This window comes from Comamonas sp. wu1-DMT, from assembly GCF_040187805.1.
GTDB classification, from domain to species: Bacteria; Pseudomonadota; Gammaproteobacteria; order Burkholderiales; family Burkholderiaceae_C; genus Comamonas; species Comamonas thiooxydans.
On sequence record NZ_JBANEM010000013.1, the window covers coordinates 22965 to 39014 of the forward strand.

Sequence of the window (16050 nt, forward strand, 5' to 3'; positions counted from 1 at the left end):
TGACATGCGGGCTTTTTGCGCCCTGCCCACCCTGCCCGCCTGGCAGTGCCAACAAAAAAGCCCGATCCATTCAAAGATCGGGCTTTTCGGGCTCAAACGCTTATCTGTAAAGCGCAGGAAGCTATATTTTTAAAAGCCAAGACTGGCCAGCAAATCATCCACCTGGGACTGCGAGGTCACCACATCTGCCGTGTTTTCGGGATCTACCACCGGGCCGGCCAGCTTGGGCTGCGCGGCTTCCACAGGCGCCAGGGCCGGTGCCTGCGCAGCATCCGGCGAGGTCTGGATCAGCAGCTCCAGCAACTGCGACTCCAGATCGGCCGCCAGCGCCACCACACGAGCAATTACCTGGCCCGTGAGATCGTGGAAGTCCTGCGCCATCATGATCTCGGTCAGATGGCTATTGGTCTGCTCCGTGCCCTCTTCCACCTCCTGCAGATAGTTCATCACGCGGCCCTTGGCCACTGCAGCCACAGGATCTTTGATGAGTTCTGCACGCATGGCGCGAGTGCGCTCGGCCAGCGCATCCTGGCGGTTTTGCGTCACCTCGACCTGACCCAGCACCTTGTTGGCAGCTTCCCCCGTCAGACGGGCGATATAGGACAGACGGCTTTGCGCATCGGGAAGCTCCCCCGCACTGCCGCGCAAACGATCCGCATAACCCAGCTCATTGAGCGAGTTATGCAACTGGCGCGTGAGCACGCCAATCTTGTAGTGGACGTTGGCGGAAGCCTGGTCGCTGCTCATGGCTCAGAGATCGAGTTTCTTGATGATGAGATTGACCTTCTCTTCCAGCGTGGCCTTGGTGAAGGGCTTGACGATATAGCCGGCAGCGCCGCCCTGGGCGGCAGCCACGATATCTTCCTTGCGGGCTTCGGCGGTCACCATCAGCACCGGAAGATGCTTGAGTTTTTCATCCTGCTTGATTTCGCTCAGCAACTGAAAGCCGTTCATGTTCGGCATATTGATGTCGGTCACCACGAAGTCAAACTTGCTAGCACGCAGCTTGGTGATGGCAACCACACCATCTTCGGCCTCATCGGCATCGGCAAAGCCACTCTCCTTGAGCAGATTGCGCACGATGCGGCGCATGGTGGAGAAGTCGTCAACAATCAAAAATCGCAGGGCATTAGCCACGAGAGGCCCTTTCGGTCGGAATAGGTGCGTGGGAACAAGTTTTCAGCCGTGATGGTAACAATTTGTCAACCTCCCGGCATTGGACGTGCATTGTCAGGCTTTTCGACAGTCTCCGTGGCAACTTCAGGGTTTGTTACAACAAACTCTTCCTTGGCATCCAGAGACTGCTTGTCGGCAGCGCTGGGAGCTGCGCGCCGGGCCTTGGGTTGGTTGATCGTACTGGCAGCCTCCTCGGCACTGGTCACCTGCTCCATGCTGCGCTCCTTGTCGTTGCCCAGCACACGGCGCTCGGCCTCCTTGGTCAGCACGGTAATCGTGATGCGGCGATTCTGCGCGGCACGCGGTTCCTCGGGCAGCAGCAGGTCGCTGCTGGACATGCCCACCACGCGCGCCAGCTTGTCCAGCGGCATGCCGGCGGCCACCAGCTCGCGGCGCGAGGCGTTGGCGCGGTCGGCCGACAGCTCCCAGTTGCTGTAGCCGCGGTCGGCATTGCCATAGGGCGCAGCATCGGTGTGGCCCGAGAGACTGATGCGATTTTCCGCATTACCCATGGCCGCACCGATCTCGCGCAGGATGTCCCGCATATAGGGCTTGACCACGGCACTGCCGCTATCGAACATGGGGCGGTTCTGGTCATCGACGATCTGAATCATCAGGCCGTCATGCGTGATCTCCGTGCGAATCTGTGAGCGGAACTCGTTCAGGCGCGCATTGTTGGCAATCATGCTGTCCACCTTGGCCTTGAGCGCATGCAGGCGCTGTGCATCGCGTGCGGACTCATCGGACCGGCCCATGGCCTGGCTGGAGCGGCGGTTGGCATTGTCTTCGGACTCGGAGCGGCGCACCTGGCCGTGCACCTTGGACAGGTCGTTGCCGCCTCCGGGCACGATGCTGGAGCTGTTACCCGCACCGCTGCCGCCCGACATGGCCACCTTCAGCGGCGAATTGAAATACGCGGCAATCCCCTGCAGCTCCCCCTGAGCTGTCGAGCCCAGCAGCCACATCAGCAAAAAGAAGGCCATCATCGCCGTCACAAAGTCGGCATAGGCAATCTTCCAGGCACCACCATGGTGGGCATGGGCGGTCTTCTTGACGCGCTTGATGATGATGGGCTGCAGCTTCTTGTCAGCCATGGCAGCGCTCCATCACTAGATCCTGGCGAGAGCGGGCACTCATCACTTCTTACCCTTGACGTGCGACTCCAGCTCCAGAAAGCCTGGACGCTCGGTGGAGAACAGCACCTTGCGGCCGAACTCTATGGCCGTGCCCGGGTTGTAGCCCTGCATGCTGGCCAGCAGCGTCGCCTTGATGCACTCGAACTCCTTGGCCGCATCCTGGGCACGCTGCTCCAGCAGCGCAGCCATGGGCTCCACCAGCGCATAGGCCAGCAAGATCCCGAGGAAGGTACCCACCAGCGCCGAGGCGATCATGCCGCCCAGCACTGCCGGGGGCTGCCCCACGAAAGCCATGGTATTCACCACACCCAGCACGGCCGCAATAATACCGAAGGCAGGCAAGGCGCCCGCCAGGCGATTCAGTGCCATCACCGGCGCGTGGGCCTCAGCATGATGGGCTTCGATTTCGCTATCCATCAGCGCCTCGATCTCGTGCGAATTGAGATTACCCGAGACCATCATGCGCAGATAGTCGGTCAGGAACTCGACGACATGGTGGTCGGCCATCAGCTGCGGATAGTTCTGAAACACCGTCGATGACTGCGGATCTTCCACATCGGACTCGATCGACATCAGGCCTTCCTTGCGCGCCTTCTGCAGCAGCTCGTACAGAAGCGCCATCACTTCCATATAGCGCGCCTTGTTGTAGCGCGAGGGCTTGAGCGCCGCCGGAATCGCCTTGGCCGTGGCCTTGAGCACCTTGGGCTGGTTGCTGACGATGAAAGCGCCCAGGGCGCCACCGCCAATGGTCACCATCTCGAACGGCAGCGCCTTGACAAGAACGCCCACGCTGCCGCCGTGCAGCACATACATGCCGAAGATGCAGCCGAAGGCGACGATATAACCGATGAGAACAAGCATGGTGCCGATTGTGAAGTTGCAGAAGCCCCGCCATAGGTGCAAAAAGCTGGGCGTTTGGAAGCTAGATCGGCAGCTTGCCGTCGTTATGTAGGGTAATTCCGAGCCAAGCAGCGACTTGAAGGCTGCGACGACATACAAGCAAGGCAGAGCTCCCGCATTTGTTACATCCCGAAAAATATTTGCAGAACTCTCTAAAGTTTTTGCGGGATGGCTCCGATAACAGCTTCAACAGGGAAACAAAGCCCTGTCACCAGCGAGCCACAGCAGCAAAACATAAGGAACTGCAGGCTGGGGTGCTGGATTGGGCTGCCGCCGCCGCCCACCCTGAATATTTCAGGTCACTGTGGCGGCGACGTTTTGATCGCATCAAGGAGTTCGCATCATGGCAATGACCATCAACACCAATATCCAGTCGCTCAACGCACAGCGCAACCTGGGTGCTTCGCAATCCTCGCTGTCCACTTCGATGCAGCGTCTGTCGTCCGGCATGCGCATCAATAGCGCCAAGGATGATGCTGCTGGTCTGGCCATCGCCGAGCGCATGAGCGCCCAGGTTCGCGGCCTGAACCAGGCACAGCGCAATGCCAACGACGGCGTTTCGCTGGCCCAGACGGCAGAAGGTGCACTGAGCACAATTGGCAACAACTTGCAGCGTATCCGTGAACTGGCTGTGCAATCGCGCAATGCCACAAACTCTTCTGAAGACCGTGCTGCGTTGCAAAAGGAAGTGGACCAGCTCAAGAGCGAAATCGACCGCGTGGCTACCGATACATCCTTCAACGGCACTAAGCTATTGGACGGTTCGTTCACTACCAAGGCCTTTCAAGTTGGAGCTAACCAGGGTCAGCTGATCAATATCGACAGTATTCAAAATGCCAAGATTGATGTCTTGGGCACCTGGAACAGCGTTGACAAGCCTGCGGCTGCATATGGCACATCGTTGAAAAGCTCGGTGGGCACCCCAGACCAAACCGGTAAGCTGACCGTCGCAGCGCCTGCCGACCCCCTGGCTGCTGTTGCAGACTTTAAGGTAGTAATTGGTGGCACCGAAATTAATGTGAAAGGCTTGGACACCTCTACTACGCGAACAAATGCCCAACAGCAGGCTGAAATCGCTAACAATATGGTAACTGCCATCAATGAAGCAAAGATTGGTGGAGTCACAGCTGCAGCTACTGCAGGTGTTGTTACTCTGACCAATAAGAACGTTGTTGCGCCGACGTTGCAAGTCAGCGGCAATGCTGATGTTACGGCGACTGCCATGGACAAGCCCACTAATACTCTTGCAGCAGTAACGGATCTTAAAATCAATGGCCTCGCTATTGATACAGTTCCAGAGGCCTTCTCCGGAAATGATCGCGTGAACGATCTTGTCGCCGCAATTAATAAGCAATTCACTGATAAATCAGTGGTCGCATCTAATGAAGACGGCTCTTTGGTCTTGAAGTCCAGCTCCGCAATCAAGGTTGAGGGTGGTGCCGCTGCTACTACAGGTATTGCTGCGGCCACTTTTGAACCTATTAAGGGTACAGCTCAGGTTGGTTTCAAGAATATATCGGTTGCTACCGCAGAGGGTGCTGATGACACCATGGTTGCCATGGACGCTGCTCTCAAGGCAGTGAACTCCGCACGCGCCGACCTGGGTGCCATCCAGAACCGCTTTGAGTCGGTGGTTTCCAATCTGAGCGTGAACAGCGAAAATCTGTCAGCCTCCAAGTCCCGCATCACCGATGCAGACTTTGCTGCAGAAACCGCCAACCTGAGCCGCTCGCAGATTCTGCAGCAAGCCGGCACGGCCATGGTGGCCCAGGCCAACCAATTGCCCCAGGGCGTGCTGTCCCTGCTGCGCTAATTGCGTCAAGCAGCTGCGCCAGCCATGCGCCGGTGCAGTCAGCGCCATGCCAGGCCTCCTTCGGGAGGCCTTTTTGCTGTTCTGCAGCACCCTATATGTAACCGTCAATTGTAAAAATGGCAGGACTTTAGGCCTCTTATCGGTCTTATGTCCTGCATGGCTTGCTCCAACAATCCTCGTACCCGGAATACCAGACTTCGTCCGTGTTTCCGGTCACGTGGGCCAGCGCCGTCGCTGGTCGTGAAAACGGCTAGTACGTCGCCGGTTTACTGGCTTGAAACAGGAGCACATGCCATGGCAGCCATCATCAATACCAATATCCAGTCGCTCAATGCGCAGCGCAATCTGAGCAAGTCCCAAAGCCAGCTGGCTACCTCCATGCAGCGTCTCTCCTCGGGCATGCGAATCAACAGTGCCAAGGATGATGCTGCGGGTTTAGCTATTTCCGAGCGCATGTCTACACAAGTGCGTGGCCTGACCGTGGCGATGCGTAACGCGAATGACGGTATTTCGCTTTCTCAGACCGCAGAAGGTGCGCTGAGCTCCGTGGGAAATAATCTGCAACGTATCCGCGAACTGGCTGTGCAGTCCCGTAATGCTACCAACTCTGCTGAAGATCGAGCCGCTCTGGATGCGGAAGTGCAGCAACTGAAGGCTGAAGTGACCCGAATTGCGGAGCAAACCAGCTTCAACGGAACAAAACTGCTGGACGGAAGCTTCACCAATATGGCATTCCAGGTGGGGGCCAATCAGGGCGAAACCATCAGTATTTCAGGTATTGCCGACGCGAATATTGACAAGCTCGGAAACTGGACAAGCGCTTCCACAAATGCTGCTGTGACTGGCAGCATCCCTGATGGTGGCTATAAACCCGCTAAGGCGACTGATAGCGTATTGGGCGCTTTCACCGCCCCAACATCTACCGCAGCGAATCAGGATTTCAAGCTTGTTGTAGGCGGGGTGACGATTATTGATGTGACCAAAGCGAATAGCGGCGATTCGGTGACTGCAGCAGAGATTGATGGGGGATTAAACACTGCAGCGGTAAAGGACGCACTGGCAGCTGCGGGTATCACGGTGACTGGCACTGCTGGAGGCACAGGTGCAGGTGCGCTGGCCTTTCACAAAGCAGATGGCTCAGCCCTCACCGTATCACAGACAGGTTCTATGACTGGTGGATTTGCTGCTCTGACTGCTGCTCCTGTCACCTTTAATGGCACGCCAGCCATAGCTGCCACCTTCCCAGCGATAGCTGCGGGAGAATTTACGCTCAAGGGCGTCAAGGCTGATGGCTCAGCTGGAGCTGTGGTGGATATTGAGGTTCCCGCTGCAGCAACTGCCGGTGATCGGACTATGGCCTTGATGAATGCAGTCAATGCCAAAACCCAGGAGACAGGAATCACTGCATCCGTCGTTGGCGGCAAGCTGTCCCTCACCTCGAAGTTTGGGGATTTCACGGTTGGCACGAGCTTGACCCCCGCAGCCAAGCTGGGTGAGCAGACTGGACTTGCTGCAGGGGTATCTGGAGCCGCCGCAGGAGGTACGGCTTATGCGGCAGGTGTGGCCAAGACTGGTTTTGCAGATCTTAGTGTTGGCGACCCAACCAAGGCCGATAACGCAATACTTGCGATGGATGCGGCCCTGACCGCAGTCAATGGAGCACGAGCCACTTTGGGTGCTGTTCAAAGCCGCTTTGAAAGCACAATTGAGAACCTTAGCGTCGGCACAGAAAACCTCTCTGCATCACGTAGCCGCATCATGGATGCCGACTTTGCTGCAGAAACCGCCAATCTGAGTCGTACACAGATCCTTCAGCAGGCCGGCACGGCCATGGTGGCACAAGCCAATCAACTGCCGCAACAAGTTCTCAAACTGCTGCAGGGCTGATATCGGCACTTGGTATTTTGTACTCAAGTTTTGCTTCGGCCTGCCGAAGCACAATGTGTAGTACTGTGCATAAAGACGGCGCGAAAGGCGCCGTTTGTTCAATGACGCAGACCAGACGTTCCAAACGCCTGCGGTCCTGCGCAGAGGGAGTTTTATATGGCGATCAGCTCAGTCGGTATTGGCAGCGGCCTGGAAGTAGAAACCATTGTCAAGCAATTGGTGGCGCTGGAGTCCAAGCCCATCGCGGCGCTGCAGACCAAGGCCACTGGTATCAATACCCAGATTTCGGCCTTTAGCCAGCTTAAGTCGCAAATCTCCAATCTGCAGGATCAGGTGGACAAGCTGGCAAAGCCCGCCACCTGGCTTGGCAATACGCTGACTTCCTCCAACTCGGCCCAAGTGACAGGCACAGCCACAGCCAGCGCGGTGCAAGCGACTTATGACGTCAAGGTGTCGCAGATGGCCGCAGGACAGACGATTGGCTCCGACCTGGTGAAAAGCGGCACTACGTTGGGACCAGGCAAGCTGACCATCACCATGGGTCAATGGGGCAGCACAAGTGAAGCGGGTGTCTCCAGTGACTTCCAGGCCAAGACCAAGGATGGCCAAGGAGTCAGCTTCGAGGTAAACATCACGGCAGAGGATGACTCCCTGGCCAAGATCGCCGCCAAGATCAATGCCGCCAAAGGCGATGTCAGCGCCACGGTGCTCAAGGACCACACGGGCGAGCGTCTTGTGCTGCAATCCAAGACCACAGGCGCTGATTCGGCTTTCAAGGTGGAGGCATCAGGAACAGGTCTGCAGCAGTTTGCTTATGGCGGCGCTAATGGCAGCATGAGTCGATCTGTCAAGGCTCAGGACACCCTAGCAACCATCAACGGTATCCAGATGGCTTCGCACACCAATGTGTTCGAGGAGGTAGCGGCTGGAGTGACCCTGACGGTTTCACAGAAGATGGCGGAGGCCGATGCGCCGGTACGCATCACCATTGCCAATGACTCGGCCACGGCCAAGACGGCGCTGAAAAATCTGGTGGAGTCCTATAACGCACTCAGCAGCGCCCTGACGACCATGACCGCCTATGACAAGGACACCAAGGCAGCAGGCACCTTGCAAGGAGATTCGACAGCAGTGAATCTACAGTCCGCTCTGCGTCGTTTGCTGTCCGGTCCTGGCGGAGAAGGCGGTGAATTCACCAGTCTGTCGCAGATGGGCATTGCCTTCCAGAAAGACGGCACGCTCAAGATTGACGACACCAAGCTGGACAAGGCCCTCAAGGATCCTGACAGCATGTCAAAGTTCTTCACCGCAGACGTTGCCGATGCCAGCCAGGACGGCTTTGCCGTGCGCCTCAAGGACTTCACAAGCGGCATGCTAGCCACTGGCGGCACCTTCTCGACCAAGGACGAGACGCTCAAGAATGCCTTGAAGCGCAATACGGCCGATCAGGAACGCCAGACCGCACGTGTGACAGCCTACGAAGCGCGCGTGCGCGCCCAGTATTCGCGTCTGGATACGCAGATGGCCAGCCTGAAAGCCCTGGACACCTATGTCGCCCAGCAAGTAACTACATGGAACAAGTCCACTAGCTAAGCTATTGAAGCCTGCAGAAAGGACTTAATTGCCCCCTGAGTCGGCCGATAACCCAAACAGTTATTTGAGAAACTGCAACAAAGGAGTTTTGTGATGTTTTCCCCAGCCAATGCGCGCGCAATGTCGGCTTACCGTCAGGTGGGTGTGCAATCCATGGTGGACAGCGCATCGCCTCAGCAGTTGATCAAGATGCTGTTTGATGGTCTGCTTGCCTCCATCCATGCGGCACGCGGTGCGATCGAGCGCGGTGATATCAATGAGAAAGTGCGCCATATCGGCAAGGCAGTACGCATTCTCCAGGAGGGCCTGCTGGGCGCGCTGGACCGCGAAAAAGGGGGCGAGCTGGCCGGCAACCTGGCCTCGCTCTATGAGTACTGCACTACCCGGTTGACCTTGGCCAATGCCCGCAACGATGCAAGCATGGTCGATGAAGTCGCAGGCCTTGTGAACACGGTTGCACAGGGCTGGAATGAAATAACCAATGCACCAGCACCCGCTGCTGCCTAAAAAATGGAGCACACATTGATCGACTTCTACCGCGCCATAGAGGAGAGCAGCGCCAAGATGCTGCAGGCCGCCCAGGCCAAGGACTGGGATGGTGTTGCGCGCTATGAGGGCACTTGTGCCGTGCTGATCGAGCAGCTGCGCTTTCGCTCGCGAGATGAAAAGCTGGCGCCCGAACTGCGCAAGGAAAAGGCGCGCATCATGCAGCGCATCTTGCGCAACGATGCCCAGATTCGCGTGCTGGCCGAGCCCTGGCTGGCGAGCTTCGAGCATATGTTCGACGGTCAGCCGCATGTGATGCACTGATTGCAAAGCCACTCAGACCAAAAGCCCTGCTGCAGCAATGCAACAGGGTTTTTTGCTTGCAGCGACGACAGGTGATCAATCAAGACTTCCATGAACCCAATGCTGTAGAACGCCACAAGCTATCGATAGCGAAGCACCAGAACACAGCCAAACGGCTGCGTCACAAAAGCAAAACCGCCACGTGGACAGATGGAATCTGCCAGCGCGGCGGCTTCTGTTGTGGTGAACGGCCCGCGCCTGGCGAACCGTTTCAGTGATCAATGCGAGCGCATCTTGGTGCGCAGGCGGGCGATGGCCTGGCTGTGCAGCTGGCAGACCCGCGATTCGGTCACGCCAAGCACGGCGGCGATTTCCTTGAGGTTCATGTCGTGCTCGTAGTACATGCCCATCACATATTGTTCACGCTCCGGCAGGGCCTTGATGGCCTCGACCAATGCGGAGCGCATGCGCTGGTCACGCAGCAAGGCAAAGGGATCGGCGCCCGAATCGGCCACATGCCGCTCCAGATAATCGTCGCCATCGTCGCCGTCACCGCCGCCAATGTCCTCGAGATAGACCAGCTGCGTGCCGCGCACCTTGCCCAGCAGGGACTGGTAGTCATCCAGGGCCATGCCCAGCTCGGCCGCGATTTCCGACTCCAGCGGGGGCCGGCCCAGACGCTGCTCCAGGCGATTGAGCGCCTGCTCGATTTCCTTCTGGCTTTTGCGCGAGCTGCGGCTCATCCAGTCGCCTTCGCGCAGTTCGTCGAGCATGGCGCCACGGATGCGCTGGCTGGCGAAAGTGTCGAATTGCACGCCTTGCTCGCTCTCAAAGCGCGACAGCGCTTCGGCCAGACCGATCATGCCGACCTGGATCAAATCATCCAGTTCGACGTTCGGTGGCAGTTTGGCGATCATGTGCAAGGCAATTCGACGCACAAGCGGCACATGCTGACGAATCAGCGCGTCGCGGTCGAGTTGGCCTTTGGCGGTGTACATGGCAGTCAATGGCTCCAGACAAGAGATTCAGGTGCGGCAGCCGCCGTGGGCTGAGCATGCATGGGCAGAATGCAGGCCGTCTTGAGCATGTGCAGCGTGAGCTGATGCAGATCGCTGGCCTGGCGCCAGCGCAGGCGCATGAGCACCGGGGCATCGCCCAGGTGACGCTGCGAACACTGTAGCAGCGCATTCAGACGCTGCAAGCGTGTCTGAGCGTTTTGCTTGGCTGTCTGCGAGCTGCTCTGCTTGCGACTCCAGTCGTATTTCTGCGGGCCGTCTGCTGTCACCGGCGCTTCCAGCGCGGCAATCGTGCATTCAACGCCAGCAAACACGGCCAGATGCTTGAGCTGGCGGTAGCTTTCGATCAGGTGCTCGGAATCGGGCGGCACGACCAGCAGCGGCTGCAGGCCCTGACCTTGCAGCATCGGCGTCAAGGTTTCGCTGCTCGCATAGATGATCACGGTGGTGTAGCCGCGCACATAGGCTTGCAGGGCCGTCAGCATGTCCAGCCCCATCTCGTCGGCCGAGGCCTTGAGCTGCTTGAGGCCCAGCCGCGCCGGCAGGCTGGCCACCGACTGGGCGTCGCCGACGCTTGCGCGCAGTCCCGCCTGGGCCTGCCAGGCATGCTGCGCCAGCAACTGGGCCAGGCCTGGCGTGTGAAAGGATTCGGCCTGGCTGCCATCGAGCACCAGCACCTTCTGGCCCAGGCGCTGCAGTTGGGCGCACAGCGGCCAGAGCACTGCCTGCTCGGCAGCGGCACCTGACGCACTGTGCAGCACGGCCAGCACGCGCAAGCCGGCGGTGCTGGCATCGCTCATATGCAGAGCCATGCCCTGATGCAGAGGCGAGCGGCGCTCAAGCATGAGCAGCCTCTGCGCCGCTGGTGGACGAAGGGGTAAAGAAGAAGTCCAGATCCAGCGACTGCGGATCAAACGCCGACTTGGCCGCCGAGCGCATGGAGGCCGAGACCAGCAACTGCGCATTGGCGCGCTCGAAGTCTTCGGGCACGCGCTGACCATTGGTCACGCCGCATAGCTGGATCTGATGACGAATCAGCGTATCCACCGAGGGACCGACCTTCACGGCCTCATCGACCTTGGTGAGGATGGCATGCTGCGAGCCGCGCGCCTTGAAGGCCTGCATGACATCGTCCTGCGCATCGCCCTGTGCGGCCGCATTGACGGCCAGCAACTGCTGCACGCCGTCAATGGCCAGCACATCCATGATCTCGTCCTTGCGCGGATCACGCGGGGCCACGCCGGTCGTGTCGATCAGCACCATCTTCTTGCTTTGCAGCAGGCCCAGCAGGTCCTGCAGCGCGGCCTTGTCATGGGCCTGATGGGCCACCATGCCCAGCATGCGGGCATAGGTGCGCAGCTGATCATGACCGCCGATACGGTAGGTATCCAGCGTGATCAGGCCCACCGACGCGGGGCCATGCTTGGCCGCACACAACGCCGCCAGCTTGGCCGTGGTCGTGGTCTTGCCCACGCCGGTCGCGCCGACCAAGGCAAACACTCCGCCTTGCTCATAGATGGCGGGCTGGGCGGCATCGGTGCGCAGATTGCGCTCCAGCACCTGCATCAGCCAGCGCACGGCGTCACCGGCGGAGAGCGTCTCCGGCAGCTTCTCGATCAGCGCACGTGCAAGTGCGGGCGAGTATCCGGCGCGGATGAGCTTGTGCATCAGGCTGGACTGGATCGGGTTCTGACGCGTCTGACCCAGCCAGGTCAGCGTGTTGAAGCGCTCCTCGATCAGATCCTTCATGGACTGCATCTCCTGCATGAAGTTCTGAGGTGCAGCCACGCTGGCGGGCCTGGCGCTTTCCTTGAGCTGAATCTTCTCGGGACGCAGAGGATTGTGGCGAACCACCGTAGCGCCGGCCGCCTGAGGCTTGGCAGCCATGGCGGGGCGCTCGTTATTGCGCTCCTGCACGCGCTGGGCAAAAGTGGGCAGGGCTTCGTTGCTGTCCAGCGAAGACTCATGGCGACGGCGCAGCATGCGTTCGCGCACATAGTCCTGGAAAGTCAGCGTGCTCATGGTCAGCTGTTCCACATCGTCCTGCACGGAATGCTGGGCCAGTTCATTGATGGCCTTGACCGGCTTGGCCTGAGTCTGCATCTCGCGGGCCTGCTCTTCCTTGGCCGTCTGGCGCGCCTGCACATGCTCCAGCGTACTCATGGCTTCACCGCCCTGGCTGCGCCTGGCAGCAGCGGGGGCCAGAGGCGAGTGCTGCTTGCGCAGACCCATGCCTTCGTCGCTCGCGCGGCGCTCCAACGCCTTCTGCAGGGGCGATCCGGTCTGCATGCCGGCATCCATGTCCTGCAGTGTCTCTTCGGCCGTGGCCATGACTTCCACTCCATCCGGCGTCTGGCGATTGGAGAGAATCAGGGTGCCGTCGCCAAAAACCATGCGCGCCTTGGCCAGGGCCTCGCGGGCGGTCGGGGCGTAAAAGCGTTTGATATTCATGCGGTTGCACCTTTAAGAATCGGGCCGATGCGGATGGTGTGCGTCTCGGGAATCTCGCTGTGCGCGAGCACCTGCAGACGCGGCGCCACACGACGCAGCAGCTTGGCAAGAGAGTTGCGGATCGCGTCTGGCACCAGCAGGCAGGCGGGCAGGCCCAGCTCTTCCTGTTGGTTGGCCACATCGACCGCTTTTTGTGTGAGGATTTCAGCCACGCCGGGGTCCAGCGATGGCGCATTGGGGTTCGACAGTGCCTGCACCAGCAGACGCTCCAGGCCGGGCTCGATGGCAATCACATTGAGCTCGCGGGTCGGACCGTAGATCTGCTGCACGATGGCAGGCGACAGTGCAATGCGCACGCGACGCGCCAGCTCCACCGGGTCTGCCGTCTGCGTGGCGTTTTCGGCAAGCGTCTCGATGATGGTGCGGATATCACGAATGTGCACAGAGTCCTCCAGCAGCAGCTGGAGCACTTTCTGGAACGTTGTGATGGGCACCATTTTCGGGATGACTTCTTCGATGAGTTTGGGGGCCAGCTTGGCCACATGGTCAACGAGCTGCTGTGTCTCGGTACGAGACAACAGCTTGGCCGCGTGCACTTGCATCAAGTGTGACAAATGCGTCGCCATCACGGTTTCCGAATCAACGACGGTAAAACCGGCCATTTGTGCCGCTTCCTTTTGCCGTTCGTCGATCCAGTGCGCGGGCAGACCAAAGGCCGGATCGGTCGTGGCCGTGCCGATCAGCGGCGTGGTGATGCCGCCGGGGTTGATGGCCAGGAACATGCCGGGGAAGGCCTCGCCCTCGCCCACCATGACGCCGCGCAGCGTCATGCGATAGGCGCTGGGCTTGAGTTCCAGGTTGTCGCGCACATGCACGGCCGGCGGCAGAAAGCCGACCTCCTGCGCGAACTTGCGGCGCACGCCCTTGATACGCGTCAGCAGGTCGCCCTGGCGGCTCTTGTCCACCAGCGCGATCAGGCGATAGCCCAGCTCCAGACCCAGCAAGTCCACGGGCTGCAGATCGTCCCAGGTCGCTTCGCCATCATTTTGCGCAGCCTGCTGCTGGGGCGCCGGGGCACTGCTTTGGGCGACCAGACGGGCTTTTTCCCTCTTGTCCAGCACCCAGGCACCCCAGCCCAGCAAGGCACCCATGCTGATGAAAACCAGATGCGGCATGCCGGGAATCAGACCCAGCAGGATCATCACGCCGGCAGTGATGCCCAGTACCTTGGGCGACATGAACAGTTGCTGCACGATCTGGCGGCCCATGTCGGAGTCCTTGCCCACGCGCGATATCACCATGGCCGATGCCACGGAGATCAGCAGGCCTGGAATCTGCGCCACCAGCGCGTCACCCACGGCCAGCAGGATGTAGCTGTCGGCCGCCTGACCCGCGGACAGGCCGTGCTGGGCCATGCCGATGATCAGGCCGCCGATGACGTTGATCACCAGGATCAAAATGCCGGCAATCGCGTCGCCACGCACAAACTTGCTGGCACCGTCCATGGAGCCGAAGAAATTGGCTTCCTCGCCCACTTCGGCACGGCGGCGCTTGGCCTCCTTCTCGTCGATCAGGCCGGCATTCAGATCGGCGTCCACGGCCATCTGCTTGCCGGGCATTGCGTCCAGCGTGAAGCGGGCCGAGACTTCGGCAATGCGCTCGGCACCCTTGGTAATCACCACGAAGTTGATGACCACCAGAATGCTGAACACGATCAGACCCACGGCAAAGTTGCCGCCGATCAGGAAGTGGCCGAAGGCCTCGATCACCGCGCCCGCGGCGCCGGGGCCGGTGTGGCCCTCCATCAGCACCACGCGCGTCGATGCCACGTTGAGCGACAGACGCATCAGCGTGGTCAGCAGCAGCACCGAAGGGAAGGCCGCGAAGTCCAGCGGCTTGATCATGTAGGCCGCCACCATCATCACCATCAGAGCCACGGCAATGTTGAGGGTGAAGAAGGTGTCCAGCAGCCAGGGCGGCACGGGCAGCACCATCAGGCCCAGAATGGCCACCACCAGAATAGGAGCAGTCATCCCTTGCAGGGCACCGGCGTTGGAGCCAGACCACTTCTGGAACAGTTGCAGAGGATTCGACGACATCACAGATTACCTTCTTGCTGCGCAGCAGCATCGACCGCCGCAGGCTGGGTGCGGCCACGGTGCGGATCCAGCTCCACGGGCACGGGGGGCTCTCCCAGGGCATCGGGCATGGGCCCCTGGCCGCTCAGGGCAGCCTTGAGACGATAGACATAGGCCAGCACCTGGGCCACCGCGGTGTAGAGCGCGGCAGGGATGGCCTGATCCAGATCGGCATGCGCATAGAGTGCACGCGCCAGCATGGGCGACTCCAGCACCGGTATCTGGTGCGCGCCCGCGATTTCGCGGATCTTGAGCGCCACCAGATCCGTGCCCTTGGCAATGACCTGGGGAGCGGCCATGGAGGCGTCGTCATAGCGCAGCGCCACGGCATAGTGGGTGGGATTGGTGACTACAAAGTCAGCTTTCGGCACGGCCGAGACGCTGGCCCGGTCCGCAATCTCGCGCTGTTTCTGGCGGATCTTGCCCTTGAGTTGCGGATTGCCTTCGGACTCCTTGTGCTCCTGCTTGACCTCCTCATGACTCATCTTGAGGCGCGACTTGAAGAGAAAGTCCTGCAGCGGCACGTCGATCAGGGCCACCAGCAGCACCACGATCAGCAGCAAGGTGATGCCCGTGGTCAGCCAGGAGCCGACCATGGCAAGCGCCATGGGCGATGGCTGGGCAGAAACCGACGCAATCTCGGCAATATTGGCACTCATGTACTTCCAGGCTACAAAGCCCAGCACGATGGTCATGAACACCATCTTGACCACCGTGGTCAGTTGCTGCTTGGAAAACAGATTCTTGAGACCCGACAAGGGGTTGAGCTTGCCAAAGCGCGGCTGAATGGGCTTGAAACTGAAGATCCAGCCACCGGCAGCCACGCCGGACAGCACCGAGGCCGTGGTGGTCACCAGGGCAAAAATCACGGCAATGCCCAGACCCAGCACCAGCATGGACTGAAAGCGCTCCAGCATCAGCGCCGGAGTCTTGGCCGCCGCAGCGTTGAACACCAGTTGCCGGGCCATGGCCTCGCGCAGATGATTGATCATGGGCTGCGTGCCCATCAGCATCAGCAATGCGCCCGTACCCAGAATGGCCAGATGCGACAGATCGCGCGAGCGCGCACCCTGGCCGTCTTCACGCGTCTTCTGCAGCTTGCGTTCGGTGGCGGGCAGGTTTTTGTCTTGGGATTCGGACATGGCGCACGG

The 16050-nt window shown here is 59.9% G+C and carries 14 protein-coding genes; 5 read left to right on the forward strand and 9 right to left on the reverse strand.

Translation table 11 applies throughout. The annotated features are described in order from the left end of the window. Positions 1 to 129: 129 nt before the first annotated feature. From V8Z78_RS18285 to motA, 4 genes are all read right to left on the reverse strand, one after another. Complete coding sequence (locus tag V8Z78_RS18285; RefSeq protein ID WP_012836866.1) at positions 130 to 747, reverse strand: protein phosphatase CheZ; 618 nt, start codon at positions 745 to 747, stop codon at positions 130 to 132. A 3-nt stretch (positions 748 to 750) separates the two neighbouring features. Beyond that, entirely contained in the window at positions 751 to 1137 is a 387-nt protein-coding gene (gene cheY, locus V8Z78_RS18290) for a chemotaxis response regulator CheY (RefSeq protein WP_003065483.1), read from the reverse strand. Between the two features lie 65 nt (positions 1138 to 1202). Further along, positions 1203 to 2270, reverse strand: coding sequence for a flagellar motor protein MotB (motB, locus tag V8Z78_RS18295; RefSeq protein WP_057094493.1), 1068 nt, complete (start codon positions 2268 to 2270; stop codon positions 1203 to 1205). Between the two features lie 42 nt (positions 2271 to 2312). Then, positions 2313 to 3173 (reverse strand): flagellar motor stator protein MotA, encoded by an 861-nt coding sequence (gene motA / locus V8Z78_RS18300; protein ID WP_279088322.1) that lies wholly within the window; start codon positions 3171 to 3173, stop codon positions 2313 to 2315. Between the two features lie 382 nt (positions 3174 to 3555). Between motA and V8Z78_RS18305 the strand changes: the two genes are divergently transcribed. The 5 genes from V8Z78_RS18305 to V8Z78_RS18325 all read left to right on the forward strand — a co-directional run bounded on the left by V8Z78_RS18305 (position 3556) and on the right by V8Z78_RS18325 (position 9315). After that, positions 3556 to 5025 carry a flagellin gene (locus V8Z78_RS18305; protein ID WP_349731877.1) on the forward strand — a complete coding sequence of 490 codons (1470 nt, stop codon included), beginning with the start codon at positions 3556 to 3558 and terminating at the stop codon, positions 5023 to 5025. Between the two features lie 294 nt (positions 5026 to 5319). Then, entirely contained in the window at positions 5320 to 6912 is a 1593-nt protein-coding gene (locus V8Z78_RS18310; protein ID WP_349731878.1) for a flagellin N-terminal helical domain-containing protein, read from the forward strand. Between the two features lie 156 nt (positions 6913 to 7068). Continuing rightward, on the forward strand, positions 7069 to 8505 hold the full coding sequence (gene fliD, locus V8Z78_RS18315; protein WP_349731879.1) for a flagellar filament capping protein FliD: 1437 nt from the start codon (positions 7069 to 7071) through the stop codon (positions 8503 to 8505). A gap of 93 nt (positions 8506 to 8598) precedes the next feature. After that, positions 8599 to 9012: a flagellar export chaperone FliS gene (fliS, locus tag V8Z78_RS18320; RefSeq protein ID WP_349731880.1), complete on the forward strand. Its 414-nt coding sequence runs from the start codon at positions 8599 to 8601 to the stop codon at positions 9010 to 9012. Positions 9013 to 9015: 3 nt separating this feature from the next. Continuing rightward, on the forward strand, positions 9016 to 9315 hold the full coding sequence (locus V8Z78_RS18325) for a flagellar protein FliT (RefSeq protein WP_003059178.1): 300 nt from the start codon (positions 9016 to 9018) through the stop codon (positions 9313 to 9315). Positions 9316 to 9572: 257 nt separating this feature from the next. Here V8Z78_RS18325 and V8Z78_RS18330 read toward each other — a convergent pair whose 3' ends face one another. The 5 genes from V8Z78_RS18330 to flhB are packed head-to-tail and all read right to left on the reverse strand — an operon-like array spanning position 9573 to position 16041. Next, positions 9573 to 10292 carry an RNA polymerase sigma factor FliA gene (locus V8Z78_RS18330; RefSeq protein ID WP_003059180.1) on the reverse strand — a complete coding sequence of 240 codons (720 nt, stop codon included), beginning with the start codon at positions 10290 to 10292 and terminating at the stop codon, positions 9573 to 9575. A 5-nt stretch (positions 10293 to 10297) separates the two neighbouring features. Further along, positions 10298 to 11155: a hypothetical protein gene (locus V8Z78_RS18335; protein ID WP_349731881.1), complete on the reverse strand. Its 858-nt coding sequence runs from the start codon at positions 11153 to 11155 to the stop codon at positions 10298 to 10300. Further along, complete coding sequence (gene flhF / locus V8Z78_RS18340; protein ID WP_349731882.1) at positions 11148 to 12761, reverse strand: flagellar biosynthesis GTPase FlhF; 1614 nt, start codon at positions 12759 to 12761, stop codon at positions 11148 to 11150. The genes V8Z78_RS18335 and flhF overlap by 8 nt, the downstream gene beginning before the upstream one ends. Continuing rightward, positions 12758 to 14860 (reverse strand): flagellar biosynthesis protein FlhA, encoded by a 2103-nt coding sequence (gene flhA / locus V8Z78_RS18345; protein WP_314353107.1) that lies wholly within the window; start codon positions 14858 to 14860, stop codon positions 12758 to 12760. The genes flhF and flhA overlap by 4 nt, the downstream gene beginning before the upstream one ends. After that, the gene (flhB, locus tag V8Z78_RS18350) at positions 14860 to 16041 is read right to left on the reverse strand and encodes a flagellar biosynthesis protein FlhB (RefSeq protein ID WP_003065511.1); all 1182 of its coding nucleotides are present in this window, start codon (positions 16039 to 16041) and stop codon (positions 14860 to 14862) included. The genes flhA and flhB overlap by 1 nt, the downstream gene beginning before the upstream one ends. Positions 16042 to 16050 lie beyond the last annotated feature (9 nt).

Excerpts from the sequence above, each read along its gene's own strand:
- V8Z78_RS18285 (WP_012836866.1), bottom strand. The coding sequence starts at position 747 with ATGAGCAGCGACCAGGCTTCCGCCAACGTCCACTACAAGATTGGCGTG.
- motB (WP_057094493.1), bottom strand. The coding sequence starts at position 2,270 with ATGGCTGACAAGAAGCTGCAGCCCATCATCATCAAGCGCGTCAAGAAG.
- motA (WP_279088322.1), bottom strand. The coding sequence starts at position 3,173 with ATGCTTGTTCTCATCGGTTATATCGTCGCCTTCGGCTGCATCTTCGGC.
- V8Z78_RS18305 (WP_349731877.1), top strand. The coding sequence starts at position 3,556 with ATGGCAATGACCATCAACACCAATATCCAGTCGCTCAACGCACAGCGC.
- V8Z78_RS18310 (WP_349731878.1), top strand. The coding sequence starts at position 5,320 with ATGGCAGCCATCATCAATACCAATATCCAGTCGCTCAATGCGCAGCGC.
- fliD (WP_349731879.1), top strand. The coding sequence starts at position 7,069 with ATGGCGATCAGCTCAGTCGGTATTGGCAGCGGCCTGGAAGTAGAAACC.
- fliS (WP_349731880.1), top strand. The coding sequence starts at position 8,599 with ATGTTTTCCCCAGCCAATGCGCGCGCAATGTCGGCTTACCGTCAGGTG.
- V8Z78_RS18325 (WP_003059178.1), top strand. The coding sequence starts at position 9,016 with ATGGAGCACACATTGATCGACTTCTACCGCGCCATAGAGGAGAGCAGC.
- V8Z78_RS18330 (WP_003059180.1), bottom strand. The coding sequence starts at position 10,292 with ATGTACACCGCCAAAGGCCAACTCGACCGCGACGCGCTGATTCGTCAG.
- V8Z78_RS18335 (WP_349731881.1), bottom strand. The coding sequence starts at position 11,155 with ATGCTTGAGCGCCGCTCGCCTCTGCATCAGGGCATGGCTCTGCATATG.
- flhF (WP_349731882.1), bottom strand. The coding sequence starts at position 12,761 with ATGAATATCAAACGCTTTTACGCCCCGACCGCCCGCGAGGCCCTGGCC.
- flhA (WP_314353107.1), bottom strand. The coding sequence starts at position 14,860 with ATGTCGTCGAATCCTCTGCAACTGTTCCAGAAGTGGTCTGGCTCCAAC.
- flhB (WP_003065511.1), bottom strand. The coding sequence starts at position 16,041 with ATGTCCGAATCCCAAGACAAAAACCTGCCCGCCACCGAACGCAAGCTG.